The sequence below is a fragment of the Pseudomonas sp. E1BtOHC1 genome, from assembly GCF_058744285.1.
In genome coordinates this window covers 3,626,385-3,643,641 of sequence record NZ_CP196023.1, presented here as the reverse complement: position 1 = coordinate 3,643,641, position 17,257 = coordinate 3,626,385, and the positions used below count along the sequence as shown (strand labels likewise).

Below are 17,257 nucleotides of genomic sequence, written 5' to 3'. Positions count from 1 at the left end.
AAAATGAAAAAAACCTCTCGCCACCCCATCGGCAGCCTGGAGCTATTGGTGAAAATCCTTAAGATACGCACGCGCCCATGACCTCTGGAAAGGACTCTGCCCCATGCCTCGTCTCTACCGTTTCTGCCTGTTCGGCATGGCCCTGCTGTCGAGCCTTGCCGCCAATGCCGCGCCCACCGACCAGGAACTGATCGACGCCCTGTACGCCAAAGTCCAGGCCCGGCAGGACTGGCAAGCCCAGGCCAGGCAATGCCCCAGCGACAACATGCCGGCCAGGACCGCGACACGGGCCACGCAGGCCAACCGCTGCGAAACCCCGGAGCAGCTGGGGGCCTGCCTGCAGCGCTGCGAAACCGGCGACGGCAACGATTGCTACTGGCTGGCAACCACCCTGCAACAGGCCAAAGGGCCCGCCGCAGGCTATGAACCGCTGTACCAGCGCGCTTGCAGCCTGGGCCTGGTCTCCGGCTGCACCAACCGCGCCGCCGGTATGCTCACCGCCGACGCCGACAACCAGGCCTCCCGGCACTGTGCGGTGCAGACCTTCAACAAGGCCTGTGAACTGAATGATCCCTGGGCCTGCACCATGTACGGCTTCCACCTGAGCCGGGGCATAGGCGTAGCGCCCGACGCCGATCTGGCGCTGAAGGTGCTGGATAAATCCTGCAAGTACGGCCCCGCCGACCCGGCCTGCAGCGGGGCTCGACAGTTGCAGGAAGAGATCCGCGAGGCCATTCGGGCGGCGCGGCCCTGACCGCGATCGGGGGATGCTTGCGCCGGCCAGCCAGCTCCTGCGGGAGACGTGCCGGCGAACGATCCCTTAGAAATACTTCAGCCAGGCCAGGTCCCGGCGCCGAGCCTTGAGTCGGGCGAAGGCCCGCACCGGTGGGTACAGTGCCACGGCCAAGAGCAGCGTGATCAGCCACAGCCACCCCAGCGAATCGAAGCCAAAATAGGCCCCGTGGTTACGTCCCAGCAGCGCCACTGCCAGCAGATACAGGCCCTTGAGCACATACAAGTGCAACAGGTAGAAGAACATCGGCGCTGCGCCAAACACCCCGAGCACCCGGATCAAACGGCTGTCCTGAGGCCGCTCCAGGGCCCGCAGCACAAGCAGCCCGGCGCCCAGGGTCAGGGCAATGAACAGCAGCGACGGCGGGTATTTGGTGATGTTGAAAAAGCTCATCAGGGTTTGCACCCAGGTATCGCCACTGACCCAGGGCCGCTCGCCATAACCGTTGAACAGCCGCAGCCCGATGAACCCCACCAGCGCCGCCAGCCCCCACAGCAACAGACGCCGCTGCCGCTGAGCAGCCTCGGCTTCGCGGGCGAACCAGGGGCCCAGGGCATAACCCAGGCCGATCACGCCGATCCATGGCAGCAGTGGATAGGAGGTCCGCAGGCGCAGCCCCTCGCCCCATTCGATCCAGCCGCGATCATGGAGGATCGCCCAAGGCACGTGCAGCGCCTCGCCCGGGGCGAAGTGCAGCCCATCCAGCAGGTTGTGCCCGCCAATCAGCAGCAGGCTCAGGCCCAACAACAGCGCCCGGGGCAGCCACAACAATGCCGACAGCGCCAGCATGCTCAGGCCGATGACCCAGATCACCTGCAGGTAGATCAGCGTCGGCGGAATCTGCCCGGTCCAGGCGAAGTTCACCAGGGTCAGTTCCAGCACCACCAGGAACAACCCACGCTTGAACAGGAAGGCGCTGGCATCTGCCCGATGAGCGTGCTTCTGGGCAAACAGATAAGCCGAGAGCCCGGTGAGCAGGACAAACACCGGAGCGCACAGGTGTGCCAGGGTGCGGCTGACAAATAACCCGGGCTCGGTAGTGGCCACGTCCATGGGATCGCTCACCTGCCGGTGCAGGAAGAAGGTTTCCCGAACATGGTCCAGAAGCATGAACAGCATCACCAGGCCACGCAGGGCATCGATGCTCAGCAGCCGGGTGCCGAGGCTCGCGGGAGGGTTGGATAAAGAGCTCATAAGGAGGGATCGCAGCGTCAGGTTCGAAGGGTCGGTACCGGTCTCGCGACCGGCAAATTTCCCGTTACTTTATAACATCTACCTGCCTATCCGAAACTCCTCAGCTGTGGCCGCGGCCCCAGGCAACCATCGGCCTGTAGCGCCGCGCCCCGGCCGGTGCATGGGCCGCGACGCTGCTCGGAACTACTGATGCTGGACCTGCACCATGGAGCTGACCTGGACCCGGGCCTGCATCTGTTCGGCCCCTCCCCCGCGACGCATGCCACGCACCGGGCAGGCATCCAGGTAGTCCAGGCCCACCGCCAGTTTCAGGTGGCGTTCGGGTCGCGCCAGGCGGTTGGTCACATCGAAGCTGTACCAGCCGTCGTCGAGCCAGGCTTCGGCCCAGGCATGGCTGGCCAGGTGACTTTGGTCTTCGGTGCACAGGTAGCCGGAGACGTAGCGTGCAGGAATCCCCAGGCTGCGGGCGCACGCCAAGAAAGCATGGGTATGGTCCTGACAGACCCCGGCCGCGCCGGCAAAGGCCTCGGCTGCGGTACTGCCGACCCCGGTGGCGCCCGGGCTATAGGGCATGTGCTCGGCCAGGGCCTGCATCAGCTCGATCAGCGCGGCGCGATCACGGCGCTCGCCGCAATGGCGCCGGGCAAAGTCGCAGAGGGCCAAGTCCGCCTTGCTCAGGTGGCTGCAACGCAGGAACGGCAGCGGCGACTGGCTGTCGCCCTCCACTTCCCGCGAGCCATCGATCTGCACTTCACCAAAGGCCGTGAGGACAATGGCGCCGTGGGGCTCGTCGAGGGTCATGACATGCAGGATGTTGCCATAGGGATCGCGCTGGGCGCGCACCTGCCGTGGCAGCTCCAGGTGCCATTGGAGGATCTGCTGGCGCTGGCTGTTCTGGGGCGTCAACCGCAGGAACTGGATGCTGGTGCAGACTTCATCGGCGTAGCTGTAGGTCGTGTCGTGACGAATGGACAGTTTCATACCACCTCCAGATAGGACTCATGCACGGTCTGCCCCAGGTGGCGGATCTGGCCGATGCAATCGGTCAGCCACTGGTGCAGGCCGGAATCGAGAATCTCGTTGATCCCGGTGTAGCGCAGGCGCGCGTTCAGTTCGGCGGCCAGGCGCTGGGCCGGGCGTCCGTTGTCCCCCGGCAAGGTGGCCAGGAGCTGGTCCAGCTCCTCGACACAGGCATGCAGGGAGCGCGGCACATCGGCGCGCAGCAGCAGCATCTCGGACACCTGCTCGGCCCCCGGGGCGTTGCGGTAGATCTCGTTGAACGCCTCGAAGGACGACAAGGCCCGGAGCAAGGCGCTCCACTGGTAATAGCCCCGGGCCGAGTTGTCGCTGACTTCCTCGGACTCCTCGCCGAACATTTCATAGCGCGCGTCCAGCAGGCGCAGGGTGTTGTCGGCGCGCTCGAGAAAGGTCCCCAGGCGGATAAAGCGATAGGCATCGTTGCGCATGATGGTGCCGGCGGTGGCGCCGCGGAACAGGTGCGAACGCTCCTTGACCCACTCGCAGAACTGGCTGATGCCGTAGCGCCCCAGGCCGTTGCGGGCGATGTTGCGCATCTCCAGCCAGGTGGCGTTGATGTTCTCCCACATGTCCGCGGTGATCCGCCCGCGCACCGCGTGAGCATTGCTGCGGGCCGCCCGCAGGCAGCAGTAGATGCTCCCCGGGTTGGTCTCGTCGAGGGCGAAGAAATGCAGCATGCGCTCGGTGTTGAGCTCACCGTAGCGCTGGTTGTAGTCATCCAGGGTGCCGGCCGCCAGCAACGACATGGCCAGTTCGGCATGGCCGTCACTGCGCCCGGCCTGGGGCATCAGCGACAGCGAATAACTGACCTCGAGCATGCGTGCCAGGTTCTCGGCGCGCTCCAGGTAGCGGGACATCCAGTACAGGTCCGCAGCGGTTCTTGAAAGCATGTGTCAGTCCTCCACTACCCAGGTGTCTTTGGTGCCGCCGCCCTGGGACGAGTTCACCACCAGCGAGCCTTCGCGCAGGGCCACGCGGGTCAGGCCGCCAGGCACCAGGCGGGTTTCGCTGCCTGAGAGTACGAATGGGCGCAGGTCGATGTGCCGCGGGGCAATGCCGCTTTCGACAAAGGTCGGGCACGTGGACAGCGACAGGGTCGGCTGGGCGATGTAGGCCTCGGGGCGGGCCTTGAGCCGGGCGCGGAAATCCTCGATCTCCGCCGCCGTGGCCGCCGGGCCCACGAGCATGCCGTAGCCGCCGGAGCCCTGGGTTTCCTTGACCACCAGCTCTGGCAGGTTGGCCAGCACATGGGACAGTTCGGCAGGTTTGCGGCACTGCCAGGTGGGCACGTTCTTGAGGATCGGCTCTTCGCTGAGGTAGAAGCGGATCATTTCGTCCACATAGGGATAGATCGACTTGTCGTCCGCGACCCCGGTGCCCACGGCGTTGGCCAACACCACATTGCCCGAGCGATAGGCGGCGATCAGCCCGGGCACCCCGAGCATGGAGTCCGGATTGAACGACAGCGGATCGAGGTAGGCATCGTCCAGCCGACGGTAGATCACGTCCACCGCCTGGGCACCGGCCGTGGTGCGCATGAACACCCGATCGTCACGGACGAACAGGTCGGCACCCTCCACCAGTTCCACGCCCATTTCCCGGGCGAGGAAGGCGTGCTCGAAATAGGCACTGTTGAAGCGCCCCGGGGTCAGCACCACCACCGTCGGGTTGTCCAGGGGGCTGGAGCTCTTCAGGGTGTCCAGCAACAGGTTGGGATAATGGTCGATGGGGGCAATGCGCTGAGCGGCAAACAGCTCGGGAAACAGGCGCATCATCATCTTGCGGTCTTCGAGCATGTAGCTCACGCCACTGGGGGTGCGCAGGTTGTCTTCCAGTACGTAATAGCTGCCATCGCCGTCGCGCACCAGGTCCACCCCGGCGATATGGGCGTAGGTGCCCCGGTGCAGGTCCAGGCCCTGCATGGCCACCTGATAGCCTTCGTTGGCCAGCACCTGCTCGGCGGGAATGATGCCTTCCTTGATGATCCGCTGGCCGTGATAGATATCCGCCAGGAACAGGTTCAGCGCCTGAACCCGCTGCACGCAACCGCGCTCCACCGTGCGCCACTCGCTGGCCTTGATGCTGCGGGGAATGATGTCGAAGGGAATCAGGCGTTCAGTGCCCTGTTCGTCGCCGTACAGGGTGAAGGTGATCCCGGCGCGATGGAACAGCAGGTCGGCCTCGCGCCGCCGCTGGTCCAACAGCTCAATGGGGGTGTCCGCCAGCCAACGGGCGAACGCTTGGTAATGGGGTCGACAGGTGCCGCTGGCAGCGTACATTTCATCGAAAAAAGCGCGGGACATAGCCAACTCCTTGCCGTGATGCGAACGGCTTTTTATTTGAACCCTGTGTGTGCGTGACCCGGCTTTGACCTTGAAGGGATGATCGTTCCCCTGTGTGCGAGCACCTCCTGGGCTCATGATCGGACGGCCCCTGCCGCCCGTCTCACAGAGTGGTAGCAAACGCTATGCCGCAAATGCCCAAACAACCGTCACGGCGGCATACGGTCTGAAAAACCAGCAAAAAGCGACAAATACATTCAAAAAAGAGACACACCTCCCCAGCAGGAACCTGTCTTGGGGACGCCCATGGGGACTCAGCTTGAATCACGGCCAACCGACACGGGCTGAATCGGTGCATAAAGCCCCGGAGAGGATTTTTTTGCCCCGTTATCGGGAGTTTTCCGGGCAGTACGGCGTGCACTGGCCGGCAGCGGCCCCTGAGCACTGACCGCCCACGCACCATCGAGGTTCAAGGCATTGACTGGCCGCGACAGGGATTGGCCGGTTTGCCGTCAGTTGCGCACCGGCAACCGAGCCAGGATCAACGCCACCGCCTGCTCCGGCGACAGGCTCGCACTGTCCAGGCGCAAGGGCGCCGACGTCCAGACCTCGTAGTCGTGATCAAGCACCGACTGCCAACTGGGCGCTTGCAGGCCCGGCACATCCAATTGCCGGGTCTCGACCCGCCGTCGATGTTCGCGGGGGTCGCAACAGATCACCTCGACATCCAGCAGCGGCACATCCAGTCGCTGCGCCAGATCGCTCCAGGCCTGACGGCTTTCGGCCACGGGATTGACGCAATCGGCCAGCACCGGGTTGCCCAGGGCCAGATTGGCCTCGGCCAGTTGCAGGGCGATCTGGTAGCCGGCCTTGCCGACCTCTGGCAGGCCGGCATCGCGCAAGCCCTGCTCGATGCTGTCGATGCGCAGGTAGGTGGCTCCCAAGTGGGGAGCCAGGGTGCGAGCGATGGTGGTTTTGCCGGAACCCGGCAATCCGCTGAATACGATGAGCATGCATGGCCCTGGCTGGAACGGTGGAGCGCCAGCTTCAACGCAATGACCGTCGGCGTCCAGTGCAGCACAGCCCGGCACAGCAGAACGGGGTCAGGGAAACGCTGCAGACTGCTCGGCCGGGACGCTTCGCGGCCAGGACAACAGTTCGCTTTCCGACATCGGCCGGGCGTACCAATAGCCCTGGGCCATGACGCAGCCCATCTCCAGCAACAGGCGTCGTTCGAGCTGGGTTTCCACCCCCTCCACCACCAGGCACATTTCCAGGTTGCTGGCTAATGCCAGAGAGGCACCGACCACCGCGCGACAGCGCGGCTGACGCACCAGCTCACGAACGAAATGAGCATCGAGCTTGATCTGGTTGAACGGCAGTTCGCACAGGCGCTGCAAGGAGGAGTAGCCGGCGCCGAAGTCGTCGATGGCCAGGTTGCACTCCATCATCCGCAGGCGCACCAGATTTTCCAGGCTGATGGCCGGGGCCTGTACCAGGCCCACCTCGGTGATTTCAAAGGTCAGTAACCGCGGCGGCACCTGATGCCGGTCGATGGCCTGACGGATATGCCTGACGATGTCACCGCAAGCCAGCTGCCGCGGCAGCAGGTTGAACGCCAGCTCCAGTTCTTCTCCCTGGTCCAGCAGTCGGCGCTGCAGGGCCATGCTCTGGTCAAGCTGCTGGTGCAGCACCTCGTCCAACAGGCCCGCGGCCTCCAGCTCATCGAGAAAGGCTGCCGGGGCCAGCACCCCGTGTTCGGGATGACGCCAGCGCATCAGCACTTCGGCGCCACGGCAACTGGCGTGTTGCAGATCGAACTTGGGCTGGTAGTAGGAAACGAACTGGCCCTGTTCGACGCCCCGCTGCAGGTCTTCCCGGCTCACTGGAACAAAGTGCCGGGGCGCTGCCGGAACCTGTTGCTGATGGCGCAGTTGATAGAGTTCAAGCATCGCCTGCAGGGTCGCCAGTTCCGCCGGCTTGCCCACATCCCCCAGGACGATCAGCCCGTGCAAGCTGATCATCTGCAGCACCGCACGACGCAGGTCGGATTCAATCAGGCTGTAGAGAATCACCGCCCGCACCAGTTGCTCCCCACTGGCGCGCCGCAAGAATTCCAGGCCGTCCATGCCGGGCATCTGCAAGTCACAGAGAACGATGTCCGCCGCACCGCGTTCACGCAGCAGGTGCAGGGCACTGGCCCCGTCGGACGCCGCCAACGGCTGAGCTACACCCAGGCGCCGCAACTGCTCCAGAGCCAGCAGTTGCTGCACAGGATGGTCTTCAAGAACCAATATCTTCAGGGTATTCACGCGCGGCTCCAGGGTGAGCGGCGACTGCCGAGGGGGACCCGATAACGGATCAGCTGGCCCTTCTGGGGCACCAACCGACAGGAGCATTGAGAGAGTGCAGATAGACACAAGCGTATCGCTAACCGCAAGCGGGTCAAGGTGCCGACAATACCTTCGGTCTGCCAGCCTCGGTGGACTTGCCCGAGCCCGCGCGACTCAGGAAAATAAGCCCATTTCGCACCCACCCTTGATCTATATTTGTTTTCAGCATTGGCGCCAAGCCCTTGTGCGGCTGGCCACGCCGCCCGACACTTTCCTCCTCGACTCATTCTTGTGCCGTTATTCGATCAGGAGCCTCGATGCCTCGTTTCCTCCTGCCAACGCTGATATGGCTGGCATGCCTTCCTGCCCTGGGCGACACCGCGACTCCCTTGCAGCTGCTCAACTACGAATCACCCCATCACCATGAGTTGTCCCTGGCCAACGATGACTGGCTATGGCTGCGCAACAAGCGCGAGCTGGTGCTGGGCACCTCGCAGCAGAACCTGCCACCGCTGGAGATGGTCAACGAGTCCCGGGAATACGAAGGCATCACCGCGGACTACATCGGTCTGCTGGCCGACTCCCTGGGGGTGAAGGTCGCTGTCCGTGCCTACGACACCCGCGAGCAAGTCTACGAGGCCATGGCCAAGGGCGAGGTCGATTTCATCGGCGGCGTCACCTTGAGCGAGGCCCAGAAACACCCCCTGCTACGCAGCCAGAACTACCTGGTCAATCGCCCGGCTCTGGTGGCCCGCCTGGGGGATTCTCCATCGCTGAAAAACGGTTTGCAGGGACGCAACCTGGCCATCTCCCTGGACACCATCACGCTGCCCGCCGCCCAGGCCCTGTACCCCAAGGCCCGGATCGAAAGCTACGCCAGTACGGATGCGGCCATGGCCGCCGTGGCCTTCGGTGACGCCGATGTGTTGTTCAGCGACGCGGTCTCGGCGCAGTTCCTGATCTCGCGCAACTACAGTGACTACCTGCGAATCATCTACAGCGGCCCGGCCAGCCTCTCGGGTTTCGCCTTCGCGGTGAATCCGCACAACCACCAGTTGCAGCGCTTGCTCGACGCCGCACTGCAAGCGATCCATAAAGAGCAGGACATCAGCATCCGCAATCGTTGGGGCGACCGCCTGCTGCTGAGCATGGAAAAAACCGATCTGACTGCCGATGAGCAACGCTGGATCGAAAAGAACCCCGTGGTGCGCATCGGCATTCACCGCTATCTGCCACCGATGTCCTACTTCGACGCCGACGGCAATTACCTGGGGATTACCTCCGACCTGCTGACCATGCTGGAGGCCAAGACGGGGCTGAGTTTCGAGATCGACGCCCTGCCCAGCTTCACGGACCTCAACGTCGCCGTGCGCGAGGGCCGGGTGCAGATGGTTGCCGATCGGGCCCGCAACCCTGAGCGCGAAGGCTACCTGCAATTTACCCGGCCTTACCTGGTCGGGCCCTACATGCTGATCACCCGCGACACCCCCGATGCGCCGAAATCCCTGGAAGAGATGGCTGGCAAGACACTGCTGATCGGCAGCGGCCATTCGCTGGTGCCACTGCTGCGCCAGCGCTATCCACAGATTCGCATCAAGGAAGTGCAGACCAACTTCGAAGCCCTGACCCTGCTGCGCGAGCATCAGGCCGATGGCGCGGTGCAAGCGGAGATCGCCGTCAGCTTCAACCTGCCGCGCATCAAGGAGGACGGGCTCAAGGTCAACTCAGCCCTCAACCTGCCCCTGCTCAACGAGTCCTTCGGCATCCGCCGCGACCAGCTGGAACTGTTCAGCATCATCGACAAGTCCCTGCGCAGCATCGCGCCCGACGCCCTCACCGAGCTGAACAACCGCTGGCGTTCCAAGGCGGCGGTTGTGCCGCCCTCCTGGCGCGACTATCGCACCACCCTCTATATGGCAGGTGCCGGCGCGCTGCTGTTGCTGCTGATCGCCCTGGCCTGGGGCTACGCCATGCGGCGCCAGGTCAGCCAGCGCGAACGTGCCGAACATGCCCTCAACGATCAGATGCGCTTCATGGACGCGCTGATCAACGGCACGCCCAACCCGATCTATGTGCGCGACCTGAACCGCCGCCTGGTGATCTGCAACGACAGCTACCTCAAGGCCATGGGCACCGATCGCCAAAGCATGCTGGGCACCAGCCTCGACCAGCTGGCGGTGCCCGAGGCCCCGCAGTTTGCCGAAGACTTCAAGACCATCCTTGCCGGCGGCCAACCCTTGCTGATCGACCGCGAAGTGCACATCCGCGGCCAACGCCTGAACATCTACCACTGGATGCTGCCCTACCGGAATGCCCAGGGTGAGATCCAGGGCATCATCGGTGGCTGGCTCGACATCAGCGATCGCCAACAACTGCTGGAAGAACTGACCCAGGCCAAGAACGATGCCGACAAGGCCAACCGGGCCAAGACCACCTTCCTGGCCACCATGAGCCATGAAATCCGCACCCCCATGAGCGCGGTCATCGGCATGCTGGAGCTGGCCCTCAAGCGCGCGGATCAAGGCCAGCTCGACCGCAGCTCGATCGAGGTGGCCTACGGTTCGGCCCAGGGCCTGTTGGAGTTGATCGGCGACATCCTGGACATCGCCCGGATCGAAAGCGGACGCCTGAGCCTGAGCCCCGAGCGGGCCAACCTGCGGGATCTGGTGGAGTCGGTGTTCCGGGTCTTCGATGGCCTGGCCCGGCAAAAGGGCCTGCGCCTGGAGCTGGACCTGGACAGCAGCGTCAATGGCGACGTGTTGGTGGACCCGCTGCGCTTCAAGCAGATTCTGTCGAATCTGCTCAGCAATGCGATCAAGTTCACCGAACACGGCGGGGTGCAGATCCGCTTGCAGGCCGAGGGTGACGATGCGCAATTGCTGCCCTTGCTGCTGACCGTCAAGGACACCGGGATCGGCATCGAGCCCGACGACCAGCAACGGCTGTTCCAGCCCTTCAGCCAGGTGCCCGGGCAACATCAGAACGCCCGCTCGGGAACCGGGCTGGGCCTGGTGATCTGCCGCACGCTGTGCGAAATGATGGGCGGTCAACTGCGCCTGGAGAGCCAGCCCGGCGTCGGCACCCTGGCGCGGGTGCAGGTGCAGTTGAGTCGTCTCGACCCGCTGCCCGATGCCCCGCCTCCGGTAGCGGAGGAAACCCTGACCGTCGCTGCCCGGGGGCCGCTGCATATCCTGGTGGTGGACGACAGCCAGGCCAATCGCCAACTGCTGTGCGAGCAGTTGCGCTTCCTCGACTATTCATTGAGCCAGGCGCAGAACGGTGCCGAAGCCTACAAGGTCTGGCAGCGGGAAACCTTCGATGTGGTGATCACCGACTGCAACATGCCGGTGCTGAACGGTTACGAACTGACCCGACAGATCCGCGTTGCCGAACAGACCCAGGGCCGGCCGCCAGTGCAGATCTTCGGCTTTACCGCCAACGTCCATCCCGAAGAGGAACAGCGTTGCCGGGACGCCGGCATGAATGGCTGCATCTTCAAACCCATTGCCCTGCCTGAACTGGACCGCCGCCTGCGGCAACTGCCCGCCCTGCCCCGGTTGCAACTCAAGGCCAGCAGTGAGCGCTACGACATCCAGCAACTGGACCACCTCACCGGCGGCAACCCCGAATCCATCCAGCGGGTACTCAAGGGCTTGCACCAGAGTAACCAGCAGGACTTGAAGCAGATCCGCGAACTGCTGGCCAGCCCCGACAATAAAGGCGTGACTGACCTGGCTCACCGTATCCGCGGTGCAGCGCGGATCATCAACGCCCAGGCCCTGATCGATGAATGCGAATACCTGGAGAGGGCCTGCCGCGAAGGCGCGAATGCCGGCCAGATCAAGACCGCATTGACGCGATTGGAGCAGGCCATGGTTGGATTGGATCGCGACTTGCTGGAGTTCCAGGTGCCCGATTGAGCGGCCCTGGCATCACCTCATCGCATGCTCGCCGCAGCACCGAAGCACCAGAACTGCGAAACCGCCGAGGCTCAGGCCCCCAGGCTTTGCAGCTCCAGACTGGCCGATGCCGACAGCGGTTTGGATGGCTGAATCAGGGCGATGCCGAAACGCCTGCTGATGTAGCGCCCGCCGGTGCCGGTCAGGGTCAGGGCGCGGCTGTCCACATCCTGTCTCAGCCATTTGCGCTGCAACAGGACACGCAGCAACGCCGCCCCCAAAGCACCTCCCAGGTGCGGGCAACGCATGCTCCAGTCCAGGCATGGACAGGCCAGGCTGCGGCGCAACCTGCGCAACTCGGCCACGTCGATGCCCAGGCCGCGGAAGAACTCGACACCACTTTCACTGACCCGATAATCCCTGCCCCTTTTGCCTCCTTTGCCCCCTTTGCCTCTTTTTCCCGCCTTGCCCTCTTCCCCCATCAGCAACCAACCGGCCTCGAACATCCGGTCGTGCAACTGCACCCCCAGGGTGCCTGCCAGGTGGTCGTAGCAAGTGCGGGCAAATTGCAGGCGGTCCGGGGTACGCGGGGTGAAGGTGCTGCCCTGGCCGATCACCATCAGCGCCTCCAGAGCCTGGGCCACCAGCGGATCGCCGAGGCAGTAGTAACGGTGCCGTCCCTGGACCTGTACCTGCAACAGGCCGGAGTCCCTGAGCTTGGCCAGATGGGCGCTGGCGGTCGACGTGCTGACTTCGGCAATCGCCGCCAGTTCAGTGCTGGTACGGGCGTGGCCATCCATCAGCGCACAGAGCATCCGGGTGCGGGCCGGCTCGGCGATGGCCGCCGCCACGTTGGATACCCCCAGGTCGTTCTGCACTACATTCATATTTCGCTCCATGACGAATCGTGTCTTCGAAAAGATCAGGATAGTAGCAACCTGAATATCTGCCCGACAAAGAGACGAATCATGGACCCGATCAGTGCTGTCACCCATTTCGACCCCTACGATTTCTACTACGCCCGCCTGCGTGCTCGGGGCGGCCTGACCTACGATTCAGCGCTGGGCCTGTGGGTCGCCAGCAGCGCCGCCGCGGTGGCGGCAGTGCTGAACCACCCCGCCTGCCAGGTCCGACCGCCCCAGGAGCCGGTGCCCAAGGCCATCGCCGACCGGCCTGCCGGGGACGTGTTTGCACGCCTGATGCGGATGAACGATGGCCCGCGCCACAGCTGTCCCCGTGCCGCTATGGCGACGCCTCTGCAGCAACTGGGCGCCATCGACCTTATGCCCTTGCTGGCACAATGGCGCCCTGTCCTGAGTGCACCGCAAGGTGCCAGCGATCTGCAACGCTGGCAGTGGCGCCTGCCAGTGGCGCTGCTGGCAGGACTGCTGGGAATAGCCGCCGAACGGCGCGAAGACCTTGCCCGGCGCACCGGCGAATTCGTTGCCTGCCTCTCCCCCCTGAGCAATGCAGAACAGCTGCAGGCTGCCGATTGCGCGGCGCAACACCTGCTCCAACAGATGCAGGCGTTGCTCGATGCCCCACAACACAGCCCACTCCTGACGGCGATCCTTGAGCGCAGCAACGGCCTGGCCCCAGCGGATCTGCTGGCCAATCTGCTGGGCCTGCTGGCGCAAACCCACGACGCCTGTGCCGGATTGATCGGCAACAGCCTGATCGCCCTGCTGGCGCAACCGTCTCTGTGCCAGCACCTGTCCAGTGATCCGGACCTGCTCAGTGCCTGGCTGCTGCAACGCCAGCGCCTGGACCCGCCGGTGCAGAACACCCGGCGGTTCGTCGTCCAGGCCTGCACCCTGCTGGGGGTGGACCTGCAAGCCGGCGATACGGTGCTGGTGCTGCTGGCGGCGGCCAACCACGACCCGGCCCTGACCGCGGTCACCGGCAGCGATCCGGCGTACCAGGGATTCAGTTTCGGCAGCGGAGCGCACCGCTGTCCCGGCCGGGGCCTGGCATTGAATATCGTCCAGCGTTTGCTGCAGCTCCTGCTGCGCTCGCCGGGGCTGAGCGCCCTGGCGCTGGACTGGCACTACCAGGACTCGGTCAACGGCCGTATTCCCCTGTTCACCGATGCCGTCGGATAGCCGGCAAGCGCGCTGGCAGTCCCCGGACGCTTGAGGTAAAACGTGCCCCTACTGCCAAGGCCGATACTGGAAAAGGAACAACAATGCTGTTTGTGGTGATGCTGGGGGGAAAACACCCCAGAGCGAAAATTGAAGTCCACGATGTCCAGTTCGTGGTCGCCGACCGTCTCGAAGCGGCCTACCCGCAACTGCGCGAAGGCTGGTTCGGCAGCCCGGCGGGCTTGCACATCGACTCCTGGATGCAGGTCGACGGGGTCGAGGACTACAAGATCGAACTCAGCCCCCTGGCCCCATTGCCGAGTGCACCGCGCCTGTACTTCCTGAACCTGGGCGGCTACGAAGCGACGGCCTTTGGCGAGGCCCACCGCTACCTGCTGGTGGTGGCCCGGAACAAGGCCGAAGCCAAGGCCAAGGGCAAGCGGCAGATGCTTGCCCACTGGCACAAGTCCCACACCGATGCCCTGCTGGACGTGGACGACTGCCTGCCGATCGACCTGCTGGAAGGCCGTTATGTGCATCTGGTGCCCGGCCCGCACCGGGGCATCGTGCAGCAAAACGACTACATCATTCTGGGCTGACCTGATAGGCGCCGGCTTGCCGGCGAACAGGCCATAGAGCATTTGCCATGTACGCCGTTTTTTTTCAGGGAGGAGGCAAGCATGCCGTTTCATGCTCGTGCAGCACAGGGCGCTGACGGTCAGCGAAGCCAATGTCCGGACCCTGTGCTTCTAGGGGCTCAGGTAGTCCAGTTCAAGATCGCTGATGTCCGCGACCTGACTCAGTAGAAACTCCCGCAGCCGAGCGATGGATTCCCGGCGCACGCTGTCTCGCAGCCACACCAGGTAATAACCGTCCCCCGACGCCACGGCGCTGGGGAATGGCAGGCTGACCCGCCCTCGACGAATGTCCCCCACCACCAGGTGCAGATCACCAATGGACAGGCCGTGCCCGGCCATCGCCGCAGAGATCGCCTGGTCCAGGGTGTCGAAGACATTGCCCCGCTCCAGTCGTACCTGTTGCAGCAGGTCCCTGTCCTTGAGCCGTTGCGCCTGCAACCAGCGTCGCCAGTCACGACGGTCCGCCGAAGGATGGATCAGCTCCGCATCCTTGAGCCGTTCCAGGGTCCAGGGCGGCGCGTCCGCGGCCTCGGGTGGACCGATGGGAATCAGCCATTCATCAAACAGCTTGCAGGCCTCGACCCCGGCGCCAAAGTGCCCGTTGCCCAAGAGAATCGCGCAGTCGTAGGGCTCGGCGTAGAAATCCACATGGTCGAAGTCCATCCAGACACTGGCCAGTTGCACCGCCAGCGCCGGCTGTTGCCCCTTGAGCTGCTCCAGGACCCGCAGCAGCCAGCGCATGGTCAGGGTCGAAGGCGCCTTGAGGCGCAACTGTCCGGTGTTGGCCCGCAGCGGCAGGCAGGCATCCTCGATGATCCGGAAGCCCACCTTGAGCTCCCGGGCCAGGCGCTGTCCGGCTTCGGTGAGCACCAGCCTGGGTCCGTGACGCTCGAACAAACGACAGCCGAACTGACTTTCCAGGGTGCGGATATGCCGGCTGATGGCGCTTTGGGTCAGGGACAGCTCCTCGGCGGCTCGGGTAAAGGAGCTGGAGCGGGCGGCCACTTCAAAGGCCCGCAGCGCGTAGAGCGGTGGCAGGGATTCGACCATCGATGAGCACCAATAATGATTAATACTCATAGTAGGTCATAGCTTTTTGCGTTTTTCAATGCACGACAAAGCCCCCAAGCTGAGGCCTTGCACATGACTTCAAAGGCGTTACTCGTGGACCTGAACCTGTCGTTATTGTTGGCCTATGCACTCAGCGTACTGATGCTGGTGGCCACCCCGGGGCCAGTGGTGGCCCTGATCGTCAACACCAGCATGAACGCCGGGCCGCGTCAGGCCGTGTTGACCGCCCTGGGCACCAATGCCGCGTCGCTGCTGCTGGCACTGTTGGCGGTGCTGATGCTGACCACCGGCCTGGCGCTGGACCCACGCCTGATCGGCTGGGTCAGCCTGCTGGGCTGTTGCTTCATCGGCTGGCTGGCCTTGCAGGGGCTGCGGGAGGTGTTTGGCCCAGCCCCCGCACCCGCGCCGCCACGCACCAACAAGGGCCGCCAGGGCCTGGCCAGCGGTTTCCTGGTGGGGATCGGCAACCCCAAGGACATCATTTTCTTTGCCTCCTTCTTCCCCCAGTTCATCCAAGTCACCCGCTCCTTGCAGCACAGTGCGCTGCTGCTGACGCTGGTCTGGGTAGTGGTGGATTTTGCCGTGCTGGGGGCTTACATCCTGGTGGCGCGCCAGGGTTTCTCGCTGAAGTACAAACGCCTGGTGACCGGCCTCTCCAGCCTGGCGCTATTACTGGTGGCACTGCTGGGCCTGGGCTACGCCGTGCTGGAGTTGTGCAATGCCGGCGCCCAGCGATGACGCGTGGCTTTGCCCGGGACATTCGTAGTTCATGGAAACATTGCGGAAAAACCGCCCGCCAGCCGATAAAAATCTCCTGTGGGAAGCACGCCATGAATTAACATAGCCAAGCGCTATCCACCCCTCAGGACCACCCCCTTCCATGCTGTCCAGAATCCGATGATTGCTGTCTGGTCCCTACTGTGTCTGACCCTGTTGCTGGCCCTGCTGGCGTTGTGGCTGCTGCGCCGCGAACGCCGCGCCCAGGCCCAGTTGCGAGCCTATCGCACACTCGCCGAAGGCTTGCCCGACGACGCCGAGCGCTTCAAGCGCAGCCAGTACTTCGCGCGCATCGGCACCTGGGATTGGGAAGTGGACACCCAGCGGCTGTACTGGTCGGAAGCCATCTACGGCATGTTCGGTTTCAAGGTCGGTGAAGTGGTGCCCTCCTACGAACTCTTCTGCTCCTGCGTGCATCCGGACGATCGCGAACGGGTCCGCGCCGGCGAGTTGCGCTGCCTGGAAACCGGCGAGAACCATGATGAGGAATACCGCGTGGTGTGGCCCGACGGCAGCATCCACTGGCTGCGGGAAACCGGCAACGTGGTGAAAAACGTGCACGACACCACCATCAAGATGATGGGGGTGGTACGGGATATTACCGATGAAAAAGTCTCCACCAGCCAGCTGCAGCAACTGGCGCACTTCGATCCGCTGACCGGCCTGCCCAATCGCCTGATGCTGGAACAGCGCCTGTCCCGGGCCCTGGAGCAGGCACGTCACAACCAGACCCGAGTGGCCCTGGTATTCGTTGACCTCAACGGTTTCAAGGCGATCAACGACCAGTACGGCCACGCCGCCGGAGACCGGGTCCTGAGCGCCACGGCCCAACGTCTGCAAGGCATCCTGCGCACCAGCGACACCGTGGCGCGGATCGGCGGCGACGAATTCGTAGTGATTCTGGAGGGCCTGTCCCCGGGGCTCGACCTGGAAGAAGAAGCCCGGCGCATCGGCGAAAAGATCTTCAATCAACTGTCGCCCCCGGTGGAGGTGGACAGCCATCGCCACAGCATCGGCAGCAGCCTGGGCGTGGCGGTGTTTCCCGACCATGCCGGGCGCATGGACCAGTTGCTGCACGTCGCCGACCTGGCGATGTACGAAGCCAAGCGCAGTGGCAACAACCAATACCGCCTGGGGCAGTAATACCCGGC

14 protein-coding genes are annotated in these 17,257 nt (G+C 64.1%); 6 read left to right on the top strand and 8 right to left on the bottom strand.

What is annotated here, in order from left to right; all coding sequences use genetic code 11:
* The first annotated feature begins 103 nt into the window (after positions 1 to 103).
* Positions 104 to 754, top strand: coding sequence for an SEL1-like repeat protein (locus tag ACSSVC_RS16815; protein ID WP_446440070.1), 651 nt, complete (start codon positions 104 to 106; stop codon positions 752 to 754).
* Between the two features lie 66 nt (positions 755 to 820).
* Here the strand turns inward: ACSSVC_RS16815 and ACSSVC_RS16810 are convergent, their stop codons facing one another.
* From ACSSVC_RS16810 to ACSSVC_RS16785, 6 genes are all read right to left on the bottom strand, one after another.
* A complete protein-coding gene (locus ACSSVC_RS16810) occupies positions 821 to 1,987 on the bottom strand; it encodes an acetyltransferase domain-containing protein (protein ID WP_446440069.1) in 1,167 nt (388 codons plus the stop codon).
* 183 nt (positions 1,988 to 2,170) lie between these two features.
* On the bottom strand, positions 2,171 to 2,968 hold the full coding sequence (locus ACSSVC_RS16805; RefSeq protein WP_446440068.1) for a transglutaminase family protein: 798 nt from the start codon (positions 2,966 to 2,968) through the stop codon (positions 2,171 to 2,173).
* Positions 2,965 to 3,915, bottom strand: coding sequence for an alpha-E domain-containing protein (locus tag ACSSVC_RS16800; RefSeq protein WP_346635827.1), 951 nt, complete (start codon positions 3,913 to 3,915; stop codon positions 2,965 to 2,967). Before ACSSVC_RS16800 ends, ACSSVC_RS16805 begins: the two co-directional genes overlap by 4 nt.
* Before the next feature lie 3 nt (positions 3,916 to 3,918).
* Entirely contained in the window at positions 3,919 to 5,328 is a 1,410-nt protein-coding gene (locus tag ACSSVC_RS16795) for a circularly permuted type 2 ATP-grasp protein (protein WP_346635826.1), read from the bottom strand.
* Between the two features lie 491 nt (positions 5,329 to 5,819).
* On the bottom strand, positions 5,820 to 6,320 hold the full coding sequence (locus ACSSVC_RS16790; RefSeq protein WP_346635825.1) for a P-loop nucleotide/nucleoside kinase family protein: 501 nt from the start codon (positions 6,318 to 6,320) through the stop codon (positions 5,820 to 5,822).
* 90 nt (positions 6,321 to 6,410) lie between these two features.
* On the bottom strand, positions 6,411 to 7,619 hold the full coding sequence (locus ACSSVC_RS16785; protein ID WP_346635824.1) for an EAL domain-containing response regulator: 1,209 nt from the start codon (positions 7,617 to 7,619) through the stop codon (positions 6,411 to 6,413).
* A 338-nt stretch (positions 7,620 to 7,957) separates the two neighbouring features.
* Here ACSSVC_RS16785 and ACSSVC_RS16780 point away from each other — a divergent pair, with 338 nt between their 5' ends.
* Complete coding sequence (locus ACSSVC_RS16780; RefSeq protein ID WP_346635823.1) at positions 7,958 to 11,560, top strand: transporter substrate-binding domain-containing protein; 3,603 nt, start codon at positions 7,958 to 7,960, stop codon at positions 11,558 to 11,560.
* 71 nt (positions 11,561 to 11,631) lie between these two features.
* Here the strand turns inward: ACSSVC_RS16780 and ACSSVC_RS16775 are convergent, their stop codons facing one another.
* Positions 11,632 to 12,426: an ArsR/SmtB family transcription factor gene (locus tag ACSSVC_RS16775; RefSeq protein ID WP_346635822.1), complete on the bottom strand. Its 795-nt coding sequence runs from the start codon at positions 12,424 to 12,426 to the stop codon at positions 11,632 to 11,634.
* Positions 12,427 to 12,507: 81 nt separating this feature from the next.
* On the opposite strand from ACSSVC_RS16775, the gene ACSSVC_RS16770 reads away from it, so the two are divergent.
* Together ACSSVC_RS16770 and ACSSVC_RS16765 are read left to right on the top strand one after the other, a co-directional pair.
* Entirely contained in the window at positions 12,508 to 13,641 is a 1,134-nt protein-coding gene (locus tag ACSSVC_RS16770) for a cytochrome P450 (RefSeq protein ID WP_492611027.1), read from the top strand.
* Positions 13,642 to 13,724: 83 nt separating this feature from the next.
* On the top strand, positions 13,725 to 14,219 hold the full coding sequence (locus ACSSVC_RS16765; protein WP_492611026.1) for a DUF1543 domain-containing protein: 495 nt from the start codon (positions 13,725 to 13,727) through the stop codon (positions 14,217 to 14,219).
* Between the two features lie 150 nt (positions 14,220 to 14,369).
* Here the strand turns inward: ACSSVC_RS16765 and ACSSVC_RS16760 are convergent, their stop codons facing one another.
* Positions 14,370 to 15,308, bottom strand: coding sequence for a LysR substrate-binding domain-containing protein (locus ACSSVC_RS16760; RefSeq protein WP_492612572.1), 939 nt, complete (start codon positions 15,306 to 15,308; stop codon positions 14,370 to 14,372).
* 120 nt (positions 15,309 to 15,428) lie between these two features.
* On the opposite strand from ACSSVC_RS16760, the gene ACSSVC_RS16755 reads away from it, so the two are divergent.
* Together ACSSVC_RS16755 and ACSSVC_RS16750 are read left to right on the top strand one after the other, a co-directional pair.
* Positions 15,429 to 16,067 carry a LysE family translocator gene (locus ACSSVC_RS16755; protein ID WP_346635836.1) on the top strand — a complete coding sequence of 213 codons (639 nt, stop codon included), beginning with the start codon at positions 15,429 to 15,431 and terminating at the stop codon, positions 16,065 to 16,067.
* A 159-nt stretch (positions 16,068 to 16,226) separates the two neighbouring features.
* Complete coding sequence (locus ACSSVC_RS16750) at positions 16,227 to 17,249, top strand: diguanylate cyclase domain-containing protein (protein ID WP_404939483.1); 1,023 nt, start codon at positions 16,227 to 16,229, stop codon at positions 17,247 to 17,249.
* Positions 17,250 to 17,257 lie beyond the last annotated feature (8 nt).